Below are 16,469 nucleotides of genomic sequence, written 5' to 3'. Positions count from 1 at the left end.
GACTCAGGCTGTCGGCGAATGCCGGTCAGGCAGGCCGCACTTTCGGCCGAGATTACGTAACTACCCTGCATGGGAGGGGTGTTGGCCGGATCCTGTCCGCGCCGTACATCCGCCGACTCCGAAGGGCCCGTACATGATCGATGCAACTGCTCTTGCCATCGCGACCGGTGCTGCGAGCCAGGTGGTGGCCCACCTGCTCCAGGGCCATGTGGATGCCATCCGTGCACGGATTGCACAAGCCTATGGCACCGGCACATCCGGGGCAGGTCCGCACAGATCCGTGCAGGTCGGGGCGGTGGTGGGCAGGTGTCGGGCGATGCGGCCGGGATCCGGGCGGACCGGATCGGGATCGTCCTGTTGTCGATCGCCTCGTTCGGTTAGCGTGATCGCATGCGTTTCGGGGTGCTGGGCCCGCTCGGGGTGTGGACGACTCAGGGGCGGCCGGTACGGGTCCCCGAGCTCAAGGTCCGTGCTCTGCTGACCGCGCTCCTGATCCACCGCGGACGGCCGGTCTCCGTGGACCGGCTGATCGACGACATGTGGGGCACCCAACTGCCCAGCAACCCGGCCGGTGTGCTGCAGAACAAGGTGTGGCAGCTGCGCCGCGCCCTGGAGGACGCCGCGCCCGGCGGCCGTGACCTGGTGGTGTCCCGCCCGCCCGGCTACCAGCTGCAGGTCCCCGCCGACGCCGTGGACGCCGACCGCTTCCACGACCTGACGGCTCGCGCGCGCGAGAGCGCCGAGCCGCGCGCCCGCGCCGAGCTGCTCACCGAGGCGCTCGCGCTGTGGCGCGGCCCGGCCTACGCCGACTTCGTCGACGAGGAGTTCACCCGGGCCGCCGCCGACCGCCTGGAGGAGCAGCGGCTCACCACCCTGGAGGAGCAGGCCGACGCCCGCCTGGAACTGGGCGAACACGCGCTGGTGGCGGACGAGTTGAGCGATCTGGTGGCGCTGCATCCGCTGCGCGAGCGGCTGCGTACGGCGCACATCCGCGCGCTGTACCTGGCCGGTCGGCAGAGCGCGGCCCTGAGCAGCTACGCGGAGTTGCGCGAACGCCTCGCCGACGAGCTGGGTGTGGACCCGGGCCCCGAGCTCGCCGCGCTGCACCAGGCGATCCTGACGCAGAGCCCCGCGCTGACGGCGGTGCCGTCGCCGAGCACCACCGCGGCCAGGCCACCGTCGAACATACCCACCGCCCCCGGCAGGCTCATCGGCCGGGACGCGACGGTCGAGCAGCTGCGGGACCTGCTCGACCGGCACCGGCTCGTGACCCTGACCGGCTCCGGCGGCGTGGGCAAGACCCAGCTCGCCCTGGCGACGGCGGCCGCGCTCGGCCCGCGGTTCCCCGGCGGGGTCTGGCTCGCGGAGTTCGCCTCCCTGGACCCCTCCCCCGGCTCGGCGACCGAGGTGCAGGAAGTCGTCGAGGAGGTCCTCGGCGTACGCGACGACACCACCTCGGGGCCCGGTCCTGACGGCGATCCGCTCTCCTCGGTGGCCCGGGTCGTGCGCGCCCTGGGCGACGCGGACACGCTGCTGGTGTTCGACAACTGCGAGCATGTCGTCGCGCCCGTCGCCGAGTTGACCGGCCGGCTCCTGAAGGCGGTGCCCCGGCTGCGGGTCATGACGACGAGTCAGGCCCCGCTCAGCATCGCCGGCGAGACGCTGGTCGAGGTGGAGCCGCTGCGGCTGCCGCAGTCCGCGGCCGGCCTGGACGCCGACGACGTACTGCAGTTCAGCGCCGTGGAGTTGTTCGCGACCCGGGCCGCCGCGGCGGCGCCGCGGTTCCGGCTGACCGACGAGACCGTGGCGCCCGTCGTGTCCGTCTGCCACCGCCTCGACGGCATCCCCCTCGCCCTGGAGATGGCCGCCACCCGCGTACGCGCCCTCGGCGTGCACGAGTTGGCGGCCCGCCTCGACGACCGGTTCACGCTGCTCGCCGGGGGCGCGCGGGACGCACCGGCGCGGCAGCGCACACTGCGCGCGGTGATCGACTGGAGCTGGGAGCTGCTGAGCGGCCAGGAGCGTGCCGTCCTGCGCCGCCTGGCCGTGCACGCCGACGGCTGCTCCCTCGCGTCGGCCGAAGAGGTCTGCGCGGGACCCGACGTGGACCGCGCCGAGGTCCTCGACCTCCTCGCCCGCCTGGTGGACTGCTCCCTGGTCGTCATGGCCGACGGCGTGGACGGGCCGCGCTACCGGCTCCTGGAGTCGGTCACCGCGTACTGCCTGGAACACCTTGCCGGGACCGGCGAGCTGGAGGCGCTGCAGCAGCGCCACCGCGCGTACTACACCTCGCTCGCCGAACGCGCCGAGCCGCATCTGAGCGGCCACGGCCAGCGCGAGTGGCTGCGGCGCCTGGACAGCGAGACGGCGAACCTGCGCAACGCCCTGGAGCACGCCGTGAGCCGCGCGGACACCGGGGGCGCGCTGCGCCTGGTGAACGCCCTCGCCTGGTACTGGCACCTGCGCGGCCGCAACCGGGAGGCGGCGCGCTCCCTCACGCAGGCCCTCTCCCTCGTGCCCGACGGGGAGGCCGTCACGGTGGAGGCCGCGGCGGCGACGGCCTGGCTCGGCGGCGTGAAGCTGCTCCTCGGCGGCAGCAAGGACCCGCTCGGGGAGTACCGCACGGCGTTGCGCGCCTACGACGAGCTCGACGATCCGGGCGGCCGGGCGCGCGCCGAGTGGTTCCTCGGCTCCAACCTGTACGGCATCGGCGATCTGTCGCCCAGCGAGGAGCTGATCGAGCGCGCGCTGATGACGTTCCGGTCCCGCGGCGACCGCTGGGGCACCGCCGCGTCGCTGAGCAGCCGGGCCTTCCTGGCCAAACTGCGCGGCCGGTTCGGCGAGTTGCGGCGGTACGGCGAGCAGAGCCTGGAGATCTTCTCCGAACTCGGCGACCGCTGGGGGCAGTTGCGTGCCATGGTGCCGCTGCAGACCCTGGCCGAGGTGGTCGGCGACTACGAGCGGGCCGGGCGGCTCTACCGCGACGGGCTGCGGATGGCGGAGGACCTCGGGTTGTGGCCCGAGGTGTCGTTCCAGCTCTCCGGTCTCGGCCGGATCTCCCTGCTGACCCGGGACTACGCACTGGCCAGGGAGTTCCACGAACGGGCCAGGCGGCTCGCGGTGGAGCAGTCGGACGACTTCGGTGAGCAGTTCGCCGAGATCGGCCTCGGCATGGGGGCGCGCCGCGAGGGCGACCTGGAGACCGCCGAGCACCATATGCACAACGTCCTCGACGTGCACCGGCGCATGGGGTACCAGCCGGGGGTGCCGTCGCTGATCCTCGCCGAGCTCGGCTTCGTCGCCGAACTGCGGGGCGATGTGCGGGCCGCGCTCGAACTGCAGCGGGACGGACTCACCGCCGCCGAGTCCGCGGGCGACCCGCGGGGCGTCGCGCTCGCCCTGGAGGGCCTTGCCGGGGCGGAGCTGCTCGCCGGGCACGCCGAGCGGGCGGCCCGGCTGCTCGGTGCGGCCGCGGGGGCACGGGAGCGGGTGGGGACGCCGTTGCCCGGCGGTGAGCGAGCCGATGTCGACCGGATCTTCGCGGGGGCGCGGGAGGCGCTGGGCGAGGAGGGGTTCGCGGCGGCGTTCGAGCGGGGGCGTACGGAGTAGTCCCTCCCCGCCCCTTCCCGAAAGCCTGCGGCAGCTTCGGGGCTCCGCCCCGGACCCCTCCCCCAAGCTCTCGGCTTCGCTCGAGCAGGGGGGACCCCCATCTCAAACGCCGGAGGGGCTGATTTCCCGGCCGGACCTGACAAGGTCCAACACCCTCTCCCCCGGCGCTCGTTGCCCCGCAGCTAGCCTCACCGGAGCACTCCCTAACAGCCGAACGAAGTTATTTCACCCCCGGCCGAAGAGTTCACTCCGGAAGGACAAAGTGAAAGCTCTAGTGCTATCCGGCGGGATGGGGACCCGGCTTCGGCCTCTCACCTACTCCACGCCGAAACAGCTGATTCCGGTCGCCGGCAAGGCGGTCCTGGAACATGTCATCGACAACATCCTGGCGGCGGGCATCACCGAGATCGGCATGGTGGTCGGCGGTCAGGGCGACAAGATCCGTGAAGTGATCGGCGACGGCGGCCGGTTCGGCGCCCGGATCACCTACATACCCCAGGCCCAGCCCCTCGGCCTGGCCCACTGCGTCAAGATCTCCCGCGATTTCCTGGGCGACGACGACTTCCTGATGTACCTGGGCGACAACGTGCTGCCGGAGGGCGTCGCCGACATCGCCGGGTCCTTCGCCGCGCACCGCCCGGCCGCTCAGCTCGTCGTGCAGAAGGTCGCCGATCCGCGCGCGTTCGGGGTCGCCGAGGTCGACGCGGATTTCACGGTGACGGCGCTCGCGGAAAAGCCGGATGTACCGCGGAGCAATCTCGCGCTCATCGGCGTGTATTTCTTTACGCCCGCCATTCATACGGCGGTCGACGCGATTCGGCCGAGCGCCCGCGGCGAACTGGAGATCACCGACGCCGTGCAGTGGTTGGTGGCGAACGGCGCCCCCGTGAAGGCGAGCGAATATCTCGGTTTCTGGGCGGACACCGGAAACGTGGACGCCGTACTGGAATGCAATCGGCGGCTTCTCGACGAGCTCCCGCCGCAGCAGCTCGGCACGGTCGACGCGGCCAGCAGGGTCGACGACTCCGTGGTGCTCGCGGCCGGCTGCCAGGTGGTGAACTCCCGTATCGAGGGGCCCGCGTACATCGGTCCCGGCAGCGTCGTCGAGGACAGCCACATCGGCCGCTACACCGCCATCGGCGCCGACTGTTCGGTGCGCCACACGCTGATCGAGGACTCGATCGTGCAGGACGGGTCCGCCCTTTCGGACCTGCCCGGTCTGAGCGGTTCGCTGATCGGCAGGACCGCCTCGGTGTCGGCGACCCGCCGGCACCGTCTCATCGTCGGGGACGACTCCCGGGTGGAGGTCGCAACATGAGGATCCTGGTGACGGGCGGCGCCGGTTTCATCGGCTCGCACTACGTCCGCGCACTGCTCGACGACGCCTACCCGCAGGCCGTGGGGGCCCGCGTCACGGTGCTCGACAAGCTGACCTACAGCGGCAACCGCGAGAGCCTGCCCGCGAGTTCGGACCGCCTGGACTTCGTGCACGGCGACGTCTGCGACGCCGAGCTGCTGCGGGAGCTGCTGCCGGGACACGACTCGATCGTGCACTTCGCGGCCGAGTCGCACGTCGACCGCTCGATCGCCGCCGCCGCCGACTTCGTCCGTACGAACGTGGTGGGCACCCAGGTGCTCCTCGACGCGGCGCGGATGGCCGGGATCGGGCGCATCGTGCACGTCTCCACCGACGAGGTGTACGGCACGATCCCCACCGGCTCGTGGACGGAGACCTGGCCGCTCCGGCCCAACTCCCCGTACGCGGCGTCCAAGGCGGCTTCCGACCTGATGGTCCGCAGCTACGCCCGCACCCACGGGCTCGACGTGTCCATCACCCGCTGCTCCAACAACTACGGCACCTACCAGCACACCGAGAAGCTCATCCCGCTGTTCGTCACCAACCTCCTGGAGGGCAGGCAGGTCCCGCTCTACGGGGACGGCCACAACGTCCGCGAGTGGCTGCACGTCCAGGACCACTGCCGGGCTGTGGAAGCGGTACGCGCCAAGGGCCGGGCCGGGGAGATCTACAACGTGGGCGGCGGCACCGAGCTGACCAACCTCGACCTCGTGCACCGGCTGCTCGACCTGTGCGGCGCCGACGAGTCCGCGATCCGCCGGGTCGCCGACCGGCTCGGGCACGACGACCGCTACTCCCTCGACGGCACCAAGATCCGCGAGGAGCTGGGCTTCGAGCCCGAGGTGCCGTTCGATCAGGGCCTCGCCGAGACCGTCGGCTGGTACCGCGACAACCCCGGCTGGTGGAAGGACGTCAAGCGCCGCCAGGAGGAGGCCCGATGAGCGCGGCCCTCGCCACGCCGCGGGAGGGCTCCGAGACCGCGCGGCTGCTCCGCTCGGTGGCCGCCCCGCACGGCAGCGGCCCGGACACCGACCGGGTCGCGCCCTGGCTGGCCGAGTACGCGCGTACGCACCGCTTCCGCGTGGACCGCATCCCGTTCGCCGACCTGGACGGCTGGTCGTTCGCGCCGGACACCGGGAACCTGGTGCACCGCAGCGGCCGCTTCTTCTCCGTGGAGGGGCTGCACGTCACGCACCCCGAGGGCCCGTTCCCCGAGTGGCAGCAGCCGATCATCAACCAGCCCGAGGTCGGCGTGCTCGGCATCCTGGTCAAGGAGTTCGACGGCGTACCGCACTTCCTGATGCAGGCCAAGATGGAGCCCGGCAACCCCAACCTGCTGCAGCTCTCCCCGACCGTGCAGGCGACCCGCAGCAACTACACCAAGGTGCACCGGGGCGCGGACGTGAAGTACCTGGAGTACTTCGTCGACACTCCGCCCGAGCGGGTCATCGCCGATGTGCTGCAGTCCGAGCACGGCTCCTGGTTCCTGCGCAAGGCCAACCGGAACATGCTGGTGGAGGCGGTCGGCGAGGTCCCCCTGGAGGACAACTTCTGCTGGCTCACCCTCGGGCAGATCGGTGAACTCCTGCGCCACGACAACGTGGTGAACATGGACGCGCGCACCGTCCTCGCCTGCGCCCCCGCGCAGCCCGCGACGAGCGCGCTGCACTCCGAGCGCGAACTGCTCTCCTGGATCACCGGGGAGCGCGCCCGCCACGACCGGCGGGTCAGGTCGGTGCCGCTCGCCGGCCTGACCGGCTGGGAGCGCGGCGCGTGGTCGGTGGAACGGGTCCCGGAGGAGCGGTACTTCCGGGTCATGGCGGTGTCCGTGGAGGCGGAGAACCGCGAGGTCGCACAGTGGACGCAGCCGCTGATCGAGCCGATCGGCCTCGGCGTCACCGCGTTCGTGACCCGCAGCTTCGGCGGCGTACCGCATCTGCTCGCGCACGCCCGCGTCGAGGGCGGCCTGATGGACACCCTGGAGCTGGCCCCGACGGTGCAGTGCACGCCGGACGCCTTCCGGGACGCCGCGCCCGCGCAGCGCCCGCCGTTCCTGGACCTGGTGCTCGACGCCCCGAAGCAGCGCATCCGGTACGAGGCCGTGCACGCGGAGGAGGGCGGCCGCTTCTACCACGCGCAGAGCCGGTACCTGATCGTCGAGGCGGACGAGACCGAGGCCCCGGCCGTGCCGCCGCCCGGATACCGCTGGGTCACCCCGGCCCAGCTCAACTCCCTGGTGCGGCACAGCCGTTACGTCAACGTGCAGGCGCGGTCGCTGCTCGCCTGCCTCAACACCGCCGCGGTCACGCCCTGAGCGGCGCCCCCGGCCCGACAGTAAGGACTCCCCATGGTGGCTGCGGGTACGCAAGTGGCCCCGGCACTCGGCGTGCTCCCTCGACTGGGCAGGTACGCCAGGCTGGTCAAGTTCCAGTTCGTCCTCGACTTCTTCCTCGCCCTGCTCATCGTATGGACGGCGATGGCGCCGGACACCCGGCTCGACGGGCCCGTGCTGCTGACCCTGCTTGTCTTCGCCCTCGGCAAGGTCGGCGTGCTGTCCGCGGTGATGACGCTCGACGACGTGACGGGCGTCAAGGACGGCAGCGACACGGCGAACTACCTCTCCGACGACAACACCGAGCTGCGCCCGCTCAAGCGCAAGCCGCTGCTCACCGGTGAACTCACCGTGCACCAGGCGCAGCGCTTCGGCCTGGCGGCGCTCGCCTGGGGTGCGGTGTGGTGGCTGGTGGCCACGCTGTCCGCGCCGCACGTCCCGGTGTGGGGCCTGGTGGTCACGGTGCTGCTCCTTGTGCTGAGCGTGCAGTACTCGTGGGGCCTGAAGCTGAGCTACTTCGGGCTCGGCGAGGTGTGCCTGCTGTTCTCCGCGTCGGCGTTCGTGCTGTCCCCGTACGCCCTGACGGTGGGTGAACTGCCCGCGTTCGTCCTGGTGGAGGCGCTGCTCTTCGGCTTCGGGCAGCTGCTGATATCCGGATACTCCAACACGCAGGACATCACCGGCGACGCCGCGGTGGGCCGGCGCACCGTCGCCGTGATGGCCTCGGAGCGCGGCAACCAGGTGTTCCTGGGCGTACTCACCGCCCTCAACGTCCTGGTGATCGCGGTGCCGTTCGCGGCGGGCTGGATCCCGGCGTGGTTCGCCCTGGCGACACTCCCCCTGGTGGTGCTGCGGCTGCGCCAGTACACCTCGTTCCTGACCAACGGCCACGCGCTGCTGGCCCGCAGCCGCGGCGTGGTGGTTTTCCGTACGACGGTGGGGTGCGTGTTGCTTTACAACTTGGCTCGGCCTTGGCTTTGAGGCCGTGCGGCGCTGTGTTCTGAGGGGCACCGGGCGGACTGGGTCCACCCGGTGCCCGCCCTTACCACCGCGCGGCCGAGGAAGTGAGATCCGCCGAGTACCAGTACAGACTTCGGCATGCGGGCGATCGGCTGGACCTTGCCGCTTGGCGGCGGGGTCACGGCGTACGGCCAATACCCTGCGTTCCGTACGGACATCTCTCGTCGCCACAGGAACGAGGGCACCTGCCGTCACCGCATGGCTTGAGGAGTCAGCATCGTGGACCTGAAGCTCTACACCCACGCCGACGCCAAGGATGTGCGCACGATGCTCCTGGACATCCACGACGAGGCATACGCGGACGACTCGGATCCCTTCCACTCCCGGGCCCGGTTCTCCTACTTCCTCGACCTGTGGTCCAAGCGTGAGGATTGGCTCTGTATTTCGGGATGGGAGAATGGCTGCCCTGTCGGCTACGCCTACGGCTCGAAGTTCAAGCCAGGCGGCTGGTGGCTGGGCAGCACCCGTCCGCGGCATGTGCGCGGCCCGATCTTCGCCCTCTCCGAGCTGATGGTCGTACCGAAGTGGCGGGGAACAGGCCGGGCCCGCCAGATCCACGACGCCCTCTTGGCCGAGGTCGAGGGCGCACGGTCCGTGTCGCTCCAGGTCGAGGCGCGCCATCCGAAAGTGCAGGCACTCTACGTGCAGTGGGGCTACGAGAAGGTCGGCGAATCCGAGCCGTCGCCGGATGCGCCGCTCTATGCGGTGATGGCCAAGCCGCTGCACCGGTGAGCGGTGCCGGTTCTGGAGAGAGTCCTGGTCAAGGCCGGGTTCTAGCCCGCCAAGGTCTTGTCCATCCAGTTTCGGAATCCCTCGGAGGCGGCAAGGAGTTCCGTCGCGGTGATCTCCGGGTTGGCCCACGGGTGGTGCTCGATCAGTCCCCGCTCCAGCGCTTCGTACTTGTCGCCCCGCGACTTGAGTACGAGGCGGTACTCCTCACCGGTGCCGAACTCGCCGTCGTGCCAGAACGCTGCACCGATCGGGCCGATGACCTGGGCCCCGGCAGCGAGGCGAGACTGCACAAGGACGCGTGCCAGGGCATCGGCCTGGTCACGCGTCTCAGTGGCGGTGGCGACCTCGATGTACTGGTTCCTGTCCATGCCGTATTCCTCGTTCCGGTGGCTTGGGTGCACCGTGGTGAATCCTTTGGGACATCAGGCGAGTTGTCGGGGGACCGTGTGTCCGCCCAGCGGGCGCAGCATCGCGGCGTACACCGGCGCGTCGTTGAACGGCTGGGTCTCACCGACCTTTGCGTAGCCCCATGACTCGTACAGGGCCTGCACCTTGGGGTGGTCCCGGTCGACAAGGAGCGTCGACCGCTGTTCGGGCCTGCCGTCGAGGAGCGCTTCGTGCAGGGTGTGGGAGATGCTCTGGCCTCGCCACTTCGGGAGCACCATGACCTCGGACACGGCGAACGTGCGCTTCCCGGTCTCAGTCCTGAAGTCGTCGTCCAGGCCTTCGACCTTGGCCCACCAGGGGGACCCTGCCGCGAGGGGCGCGCCGTAGGCGAAGCCCACCGGCTCCCCGCTGTCGTAGCCGATCACGCACACGAAGCCGGGGTTGGCGGACCAGTGATCGACGAACCAGGCGAACCGCTCGCGCGCGTGGAACGGGTCCTCCTCTCCCTCGTAGCAGCCGTCGTGGACGTCAAGGAGCAGCGTGCGCAGCTCTCTGGCGTCCTGGGGTCCGTGGGTGCGCAGTTCGAGGCTCATCACTTGTCGTTACCGGAGTCGAGTGGGCGGAGCATGACGGTGAGCGGGGGCGAGTCCGGCGAGGGCTGGGAGCGGCCGATGACCTGGTAGCCCCACCGTGCGTAGAGGGCTTGTACGCGGCCGTTCTCGTTCGCGGGCGACACCATGAGGGTCACGGACGTCTCGTCGCGGCCGGCGAGGAGGCGGTCGTGGATGAGCTTGGCGATGCCTCGGCGGCGGAACCGCTCGATGACCACCATTTCCTTGACCGCGACCGTCGGTGTGCCGGTCACGTCGGCGGCGGGGGCGGGGGTGGTGCGCTTCCACCATCTGTCGTCGGGCGTGAGGCTGTTGACGTACCCGTAGCCGACCGGCGCACCGTCTTCGTAGGCGATGACCGTCTCCCAGCCTGCCTCGCTTCCGTGCCGGGCGAGGCGTTCTGCGTAGCGCTCCACCGAGTAGTGCGGATCGTGCAGCTGATCTTTTCGGACCTCGGCGTAGACGTCGATCAGCACGCTCCACACGGCGTCGATGTCGCGGGCACGGCGCAGCTCGGTCAAGGTGTCCTCCGGAGTCGATCGTCAGCGTACGTCGCCCATGCGCGGGCGGGAGCGCTGTGCGGGGCGATCTCGTTCAGCGCGCGCTCGAAGGCGGTCAGCATCCCGGCCACACGCGGGTGGCCGGTGGACTCGAACGGGACGGACATAGCCGTCCGCACGGCAGGGGAGACGTCGCCCTGCCCGAGTTGGGCGCTCGCCAGCCGCGCGGTGGTGATCGCCCGCGTACGCGTCAGGCTGGGGCGCAGGGCTGCGAGGCTGCGATGGGCGTGGGCTTCGGCTGTCGCGAAGTCCCGTGCCGCCAGGTGCGCGGCGGTGGCAAGGCTGTGGAGTTCGGCCCGGTCGAAGAAGGCCCGCATCCATACCGGGCGCGGCTCGTCCAAGTTGTGGCCGTGCGCGCGGTCGAAGGCGTCCTCGGCGAGGCTGAGGCAGCGGCGGATCGCGGCGAGGTCCCCGCGGATGCCGTGGATGGCCGCGTGCCGGGCGTGCCCCAGCGCGGCGAACAACGGGTCGCGGCGCGCGATCGGCAACCTGCGGGCGGCGTCGTTGGCGGCCAACGCGTCCACCGGCCGTCCGAGGTGCCGGTACAGCGACCCGGCATGCGACCAGATCCGGAACTGGATCGCCAGGTCACCGGACATCCCCGCTAGCGTCGTGGCCCGGTCGAAATGACGCTGCGCGGAATCGAACCGCCGCCCGTCGATTGCGGCCCACATCGCCGATGACGTGAACGACGCCGCCGTGGCGTATACGGCGTCCTGAACGCGCTGGCTCGCGCTGCCGCCCTGGAGCAGCCCGATCGCCTCCCCGGCCAGTCCGACGGCCTGCGCCTCAATGGTCGCCCGGCCTCCCTGGTGGTGGTCCCTGGCGATGATGTCGGCGAACTTGGCGTGCAGGCGCTGCACATCGCCGGACCCGACACGACGCCGCGTCGCAGCGGATACCGGTGCGGCGCTCAGGGCCAGGGCCACGGTGGCGGTGCCGAAGGTACGGCGCAGCACAGCACTCTCCTGATCATCGTGTTCGGGCCGCTTGGCGCGGGGGGTGAAGCCCAGCTCAACGGCTGTACGCCCGGTCACGATCTCCAACGCCATGCGCTGTTTCGTGTGCGGCCAACGTGTCTTGCCACTCACCAAGTTGTGAACCGTGCGGGCGGACACCTTGCCGCGAGTACCGGTGAGCGACTCGATCGCATCGTTCATCGCGTCGGCCAACTCCTCATGAGTCATGCCGAGTTCTTTCAACAGCGCACGCAGATCCTTGGCCGTCACACGCTCAAGGTAGCCGCGCCCGGCTGGTCCGGTCTTTCGCGAGGGTCAAATTTTCCGGTCGGTCACGACCAGCCGACCCCCGGATTTTCATCGCCCCCGGCCCATGTCCGGGCTTGTACTGGACGCAGCACACCGACCGCTCTCCCCCGCGAGGCAGGCAGCAGACGATGAGCCTGGACACCGAGCACCTTCAGCACACCGAGACACCTGGTCTGGACGGACTGCGGCGCCTCGTCGACATCGCACAGGCCGCGCACCCGGCCGGTTACATGCCGCAGCACGATGTGATGCGCGCCCAGATCCGCGAACTGTCCGTGTACCTGAGGGCGTTCACCGAGACGATCGAGACGCGGGCCCGGCAGGACGAGGAATTGCGCCGCGACGCACAGCAGCTCCTCGCCCGGCGGCCGGGGCCCGACCAGCCCCGCGCCGTGCAGGCCGAGCACCTGCGGCAACTCGCCCGCCTCAACCAGCGGTACCTGGGCATCGCCCAGACCCGCCGTCCCGACCAGAGCGCGACGGCCGCCGACTGACGCGCTGTGCTCGTCTCGACGCCCCCGGACGGATCGTACGTACTCAACGAAAGGGAACAAGCCCATGGGTAAGCACGGAGGCAAGCCCGCCCCCATCAAGCCCTGGACACCGCCCCCGACCCCGCCGTCACCGGACGGCAACGGCGGCCGGACCTCGTGAGCGACCCGCGCGCGGACTGCCGTGCCACCCTTCACACGATGGGCCTGCTGAGGGAACGGTGGATCGCGGACGCCTTCGATCGCACCGACCGCACCCGGTTCGTCCCTGACCGCATCCGCCTCCCCGGTGACAGCGACAGCGGACGCACCATCGACCGCACCGAAGAGCCGGAGGCGTGGGCCGCGGCCGTTTGGGACCCGCACACCTCGGTCGTGACCCAGCTCGACGACGGCGCCACCCCACTCGACCACCCGGGCGGGGGCGACTTCACCTCGTCGGTATCGGCCCTCGACATCGTCCTGGAGAAGCTGCACCACCTCGATCTGCGAGGCGGTCACCGGGTGTTGGAGATCGGAACCGGGTCCGGCTACCACACCGCTCTGCTCGCCCACCGCACCTCGCAGGTCACGACCGTCGAGGTCGACCCCCGGCTGTACGAGCAGGCCCGGAAGAACCTCTCCCCCACACCGGTGCACCTGGTCCTCGGCGACGCGACCACGACGGTGCCCGAGGGCCCGTACGACCGGATCATCTCCACGGCCGCCGTCCACACCCACCTGCCGGACGCCTGGCGAGCGCAGGCCTCGCACGGCGCCGTCGTCGTCGCCCCCTACACCACCGCCCTCGTGCACGGCGGCGCGCTCCTCGTCCTCGACGGGTACGCGAACTGCCTGCACGGCCGGTTCGCCGGCTCGGCCTCGTACATGCTGCTGCGGGCGCATCGTCCCGCCCCGGTCGACGTCAGCCGTCTCCCCGACGCCTACGAGACGCATCGCAGCCCCATCGACCCCGAGCAGGTCATCGGCCGGGGCTGGGGGCAGACCTTCGCCCTGAGCCTGGCCCTGCCGGGCATCGGCATGGACGTACGCACCGACGACGACGGCCGGCGCCTCGCTCAACTGTGGGACCGGCACGGCTCGGTCACCGTCCTGAACATCGCCGACTGGCGCGACGAGGGGGCGGTGACGTGGTGGGGCCCACGCAACCTGTGGGCGGAGGCAATCGAGGCGTACGCGCGGTGGCGCGCCGACGGGCAGCCCCACTTCACCCGCTACGGGATCACTGTCGTCCGGGACCGGCATGTGCTGTGGCTCGACGTTCCCGGAAAACGCGTGCTCACCTTCTGACTGCGGGTGTGGGTGCCCAACTCGTAGGTGGGGGCGGGTGGGTGGGAAAGGGGGGCAAGCGGCACGTGCCGGGTGAACGGCTTCGGCGCCGAGGTGCACCGGAACGTGCCGGGTGAACGGCTTCGACGTACGGGGAACCGACCGTTCCGGGTGAACAGCTTCCGCGTACGGGAACCCCCCTCACGCCGCCCGCACAGGCCCCCTCCCCGTGGCTCCGGCTCTGCGGGACATCCAGCTGGCCACCTGTACGCGGGAGGTGCAGGCCAGCTTGCGCATGATCTTGCGTACGTGGTTCACGGCCGTCCACTCCGCGATGCCCAGCCTGCGGGCGATCTCGCGGTTGGTGAGCCCGCTCGCCACCAGTTCGGCCACCTCCCGCTCCCGCGGGGTGAGGGGGTGGGCGGAGCCCGGGTCGCGGTCCGAGCCGGTGCACTCCAGGGGTGTCAGGACGGCGAGGAGAGCTGTCTCCGGTGCCGCGTTGCCGCCCTCCGCCGCCAGGGTCTCGGCGTCCTCCTCGCCCAGGCGGACCCGGGTGAGGGCGGCGACGGCTTCCATCTCCATCCGCAGCTGGGCGGGTGCGACGCAGCCGGTGGCGGCCCGGACGGCCGCGGCGGCGCCGACGGCCCGTGCCACCCGGCGCCAGGTCTCCGTGGACCGGCCGCGGGCGCGGCTCAGCAGGATGCTGAACTTCTCCAGGCCGAGCGGGCAGAGCATCAGGTGCTTGAGCGCGGCGAAGTCCGGCAGGGCCGACCGGTACAGGTCGACGGCGCCGTCCTGGTCCCCGAGGGCGAAGGCCGCGTCGGCCAGGACGAGGCGGGTGAGCGCGACATTGCGTACGTCCTGCTGCTGCTCGAAGATCGCCAGCGCCTCCAGGGCGATCCGGCGGGCCCCGTGCGCGTCGCCCTCGGCGCGGCGGGCGTCCGCGAGGTTGCGCAGCACCTCGGCGTGTTCGCCCTCGCGGTCCACCCAGGCCACGGCCGCGCACTCCTCCAGGCGGCGGTCGGCCTCGACGAGGTCGCCGCGGTGCAGGGCGACCAGTCCCGAGCGGCGCATGCTGGACGCCACGCCGACGTGGTCGCCGAGCTCCTCGCAGGCGCCCCTGGCCATCGCGAGGCAGTCCTCGGCGGCGGTCAAGTCGCCGGTGCACAGCAGGAGTTCACCGAGTGCGAGGTGGGCCTTGGCCTGCTGGGCGAGGGTGAGGCCCACGCCGCGCAGGGCGGTGCGCAGCCAGCCGATGCCCTCGTGGACGGTGCCGCGCGCCTGCCAGTACAGGCGCAGGCTCGCGGCGATCCGGACCACGCCCGCGAGGTCGCCGGTGCCGCTCAGGAACCGCAGCGCGCCGCTCAGGTCCTCGCGCCAGTGGTCGAGCCGGTCGAGCAGCCGGGCCTGGCCGGGTCCGCGCAGGCCGCTCTCCGCGCTCTCGGCGAGCCGGATGCAGAACGCGGCGTGCTCCGCGCCGAGCAGGCCGGCCTCGCCCAGGGCGTGCGCCTCGTCGAGGAGGAACTGCCGGGTCAGGCCGAGCATGGCGAGGGCGAGTTCGCCGTCGGACCGCTCCTCGGTGTGCAGCAGGCTCTTGTCGACGAGCGCTTCGAGCAGCCGCCGGAAGTCGGCCGGGTCGCCGGGCCACACGGACTCGGCGGTGGGTACGTCGAAGGGCCGGTGGAAGACGGCGAGGCGCCGCAGCAGTCCGCGCTCGGCCGGGTCGAGCACGTCGAGGCCGCGGGCGAGGGCCGTGCGCATGCCGCGGTGCCGGGAGAGGGTGTCGAACTCGGTGCCGGACAGCGCGTCGAGGCCGTCCGCCAGCTCGTCGAGGAGCCGCTGCGGCGAGAGCATCTTCATGCGGGCGGCGGCGAACTCGATGGCGATGGGCAGTCCGTCGGTACGCCGGCACAGCCGTACGACGGCCTCCCGGTTCTCCTCGGTCAGGGTGAAGCGGGGCCGGCTGACGGCGGTGCGGTCCACGAAGAGGCGGACCGAGGCGACCTCCCGCAGGGCCGCGAGGTCCGACTCGGCGCCGTCCTCGGGGGGCAGGGCGAGCGGGCCGAGCCGCAGCAGGGCCTCGCCGTACACGCCGAGCCGTTCGAGGCCGGTCGCGAGGACGGTGAGCCGGGGGCAGTCGTTGATCAGCCGGGCGACGACCGGCGCGAGGGCGGGGCGCAGCCGGTCGCAGCCGTCCAGGACGAGCAGGCTGTGGCGGGGCTCGAAGTACCGGCGCAGGGCGGTGCGTGCGGGGCGGGCGGCGTCGGGTTCGAGGCCGAGGGCCTCGGCGAGCGCGGTCTCGGGGTCCTGGCCGGGGCGGAACCCGCCGGCGTCGACGACGCGTCCGCCGTCCTCGAAGGCGCGGGACACCTCGGCGAACGCGGCCACGGCGAGCCTGCTCTTGCCCACTCCGGCCGGGCCGGTGACGGTCGTGACGCGCACCGCCGGGTTGCCGAGGCTGCCGCAGAGCTCGGCGAGCTCCTGCTCCCGTCCCACGAGGCAGCGGGCGGCGATGGAGAGGACGCCCACTCCGGCGGCGCCTAGCTCGTCACTCATGGTGCTGGATCTGATCGGGTGCATGGGGCCGTCCCTCAGGTCTTCATCGGTTACCACGGGCCTGGCTCGGTTACGTCACGCTAGATCGCTCCGACGTTTGAGCGAACGGATCCAGCCGTACGAGGAGTACGAGGAGGGAGCGCGAGCTGGGCGGCACCGATCGGTCTCGGGGTCAACTTCTCTGCGTACGAGCCAGGTTGAGGATGCCTGGAGGCGGATCTCGATGGCCTAAAACCCCCTATCTTTTTGCATAGAATGTCAAAACGCGACGGCCCGC

At 71.3% G+C, this 16,469-nt stretch carries 13 protein-coding genes; 8 read left to right on the top strand and 5 right to left on the bottom strand.

The features are described 5' to 3' along the window. The first annotated feature begins 390 nt into the window (after positions 1 to 390). The 6 genes from QIT00_RS30925 (at position 391) to QIT00_RS30900 (ending at position 9,050) form a co-directional block, all read left to right on the top strand. Positions 391 to 3,609, top strand: a complete 3,219-nt coding sequence (locus QIT00_RS30925) for a BTAD domain-containing putative transcriptional regulator (protein WP_282538759.1) — start codon at positions 391 to 393, stop codon at positions 3,607 to 3,609. 262 nt (positions 3,610 to 3,871) lie between these two features. Beyond that, positions 3,872 to 4,927 (top strand): glucose-1-phosphate thymidylyltransferase, encoded by a 1,056-nt coding sequence (locus QIT00_RS30920; RefSeq protein ID WP_282538758.1) that lies wholly within the window; start codon positions 3,872 to 3,874, stop codon positions 4,925 to 4,927. After that, the gene (gene rfbB / locus QIT00_RS30915; RefSeq protein WP_282538757.1) at positions 4,924 to 5,907 is read left to right on the top strand and encodes a dTDP-glucose 4,6-dehydratase; all 984 of its coding nucleotides are present in this window, start codon (positions 4,924 to 4,926) and stop codon (positions 5,905 to 5,907) included. The genes QIT00_RS30920 and rfbB overlap by 4 nt, the downstream gene beginning before the upstream one ends. Beyond that, positions 5,904 to 7,280, top strand: coding sequence for an NDP-hexose 2,3-dehydratase family protein (locus QIT00_RS30910; protein ID WP_282538756.1), 1,377 nt, complete (start codon positions 5,904 to 5,906; stop codon positions 7,278 to 7,280). Before rfbB ends, QIT00_RS30910 begins: the two co-directional genes overlap by 4 nt. A 33-nt stretch (positions 7,281 to 7,313) precedes the next feature. Further along, on the top strand, positions 7,314 to 8,279 hold the full coding sequence (locus QIT00_RS30905) for a UbiA family prenyltransferase (RefSeq protein WP_282538755.1): 966 nt from the start codon (positions 7,314 to 7,316) through the stop codon (positions 8,277 to 8,279). A 258-nt stretch (positions 8,280 to 8,537) separates the two neighbouring features. Continuing rightward, positions 8,538 to 9,050: a GNAT family N-acetyltransferase gene (locus QIT00_RS30900; RefSeq protein ID WP_282538754.1), complete on the top strand. Its 513-nt coding sequence runs from the start codon at positions 8,538 to 8,540 to the stop codon at positions 9,048 to 9,050. A gap of 41 nt (positions 9,051 to 9,091) precedes the next feature. Here QIT00_RS30900 and cutA read toward each other — a convergent pair whose 3' ends face one another. The 4 genes from cutA to QIT00_RS30880 are packed head-to-tail and all read right to left on the bottom strand — an operon-like array spanning position 9,092 to position 11,837. Continuing rightward, on the bottom strand, positions 9,092 to 9,418 hold the full coding sequence (cutA, locus tag QIT00_RS30895; RefSeq protein WP_282538753.1) for a divalent-cation tolerance protein CutA: 327 nt from the start codon (positions 9,416 to 9,418) through the stop codon (positions 9,092 to 9,094). A gap of 54 nt (positions 9,419 to 9,472) precedes the next feature. Next, positions 9,473 to 10,030: a GNAT family N-acetyltransferase gene (locus QIT00_RS30890; protein ID WP_282538752.1), complete on the bottom strand. Its 558-nt coding sequence runs from the start codon at positions 10,028 to 10,030 to the stop codon at positions 9,473 to 9,475. Continuing rightward, positions 10,030 to 10,569, bottom strand: a complete 540-nt coding sequence (locus tag QIT00_RS30885; protein ID WP_282538751.1) for a GNAT family N-acetyltransferase — start codon at positions 10,567 to 10,569, stop codon at positions 10,030 to 10,032. Before QIT00_RS30885 ends, QIT00_RS30890 begins: the two co-directional genes overlap by 1 nt. Further along, positions 10,566 to 11,837: an XRE family transcriptional regulator gene (locus QIT00_RS30880; RefSeq protein WP_282538750.1), complete on the bottom strand. Its 1,272-nt coding sequence runs from the start codon at positions 11,835 to 11,837 to the stop codon at positions 10,566 to 10,568. Before QIT00_RS30880 ends, QIT00_RS30885 begins: the two co-directional genes overlap by 4 nt. A gap of 167 nt (positions 11,838 to 12,004) precedes the next feature. On the opposite strand from QIT00_RS30880, the gene QIT00_RS30875 reads away from it, so the two are divergent. Both QIT00_RS30875 and QIT00_RS30870 read left to right on the top strand, forming a co-directional pair. Further along, positions 12,005 to 12,370, top strand: a complete 366-nt coding sequence (locus QIT00_RS30875) for a hypothetical protein (RefSeq protein WP_282538749.1) — start codon at positions 12,005 to 12,007, stop codon at positions 12,368 to 12,370. A 198-nt stretch (positions 12,371 to 12,568) separates the two neighbouring features. Beyond that, positions 12,569 to 13,657: a methyltransferase domain-containing protein gene (locus QIT00_RS30870; protein ID WP_282538748.1), complete on the top strand. Its 1,089-nt coding sequence runs from the start codon at positions 12,569 to 12,571 to the stop codon at positions 13,655 to 13,657. 180 nt (positions 13,658 to 13,837) lie between these two features. Here the strand turns inward: QIT00_RS30870 and QIT00_RS30865 are convergent, their stop codons facing one another. Further along, complete coding sequence (locus QIT00_RS30865; RefSeq protein WP_282538747.1) at positions 13,838 to 16,192, bottom strand: ATP-binding protein; 2,355 nt, start codon at positions 16,190 to 16,192, stop codon at positions 13,838 to 13,840. Between the last annotated feature and the right edge of the window lie 277 nt (positions 16,193 to 16,469).

The sequence above is a fragment of the Streptomyces luteolus genome (assembly GCF_029968015.1).
GTDB lineage: Bacteria > Actinomycetota > Actinomycetes > Streptomycetales > Streptomycetaceae > Streptomyces > Streptomyces luteolus.
This window is presented reverse-complemented; position numbering and strand designations above follow the sequence as displayed.

What these genes read in the sequence shown, in the direction of transcription:
- QIT00_RS30865 (WP_282538747.1), bottom strand. Translation starts at nt 16,192, where the DNA reads ATGAGTGACGAGCTAGGCGCCGCCGGAGTGGGCGTCCTCTCCATCGCC.
- QIT00_RS30910 (WP_282538756.1), top strand. Translation starts at nt 5,904, where the DNA reads ATGAGCGCGGCCCTCGCCACGCCGCGGGAGGGCTCCGAGACCGCGCGG.
- QIT00_RS30890 (WP_282538752.1), bottom strand. Translation starts at nt 10,030, where the DNA reads ATGAGCCTCGAACTGCGCACCCACGGACCCCAGGACGCCAGAGAGCTG.
- QIT00_RS30875 (WP_282538749.1), top strand. Translation starts at nt 12,005, where the DNA reads ATGAGCCTGGACACCGAGCACCTTCAGCACACCGAGACACCTGGTCTG.
- cutA (WP_282538753.1), bottom strand. Translation starts at nt 9,418, where the DNA reads ATGGACAGGAACCAGTACATCGAGGTCGCCACCGCCACTGAGACGCGT.
- rfbB (WP_282538757.1), top strand. Translation starts at nt 4,924, where the DNA reads ATGAGGATCCTGGTGACGGGCGGCGCCGGTTTCATCGGCTCGCACTAC.
- QIT00_RS30870 (WP_282538748.1), top strand. Translation starts at nt 12,569, where the DNA reads ATGGGCCTGCTGAGGGAACGGTGGATCGCGGACGCCTTCGATCGCACC.
- QIT00_RS30925 (WP_282538759.1), top strand. Translation starts at nt 391, where the DNA reads ATGCGTTTCGGGGTGCTGGGCCCGCTCGGGGTGTGGACGACTCAGGGG.
- QIT00_RS30905 (WP_282538755.1), top strand. Translation starts at nt 7,314, where the DNA reads ATGGTGGCTGCGGGTACGCAAGTGGCCCCGGCACTCGGCGTGCTCCCT.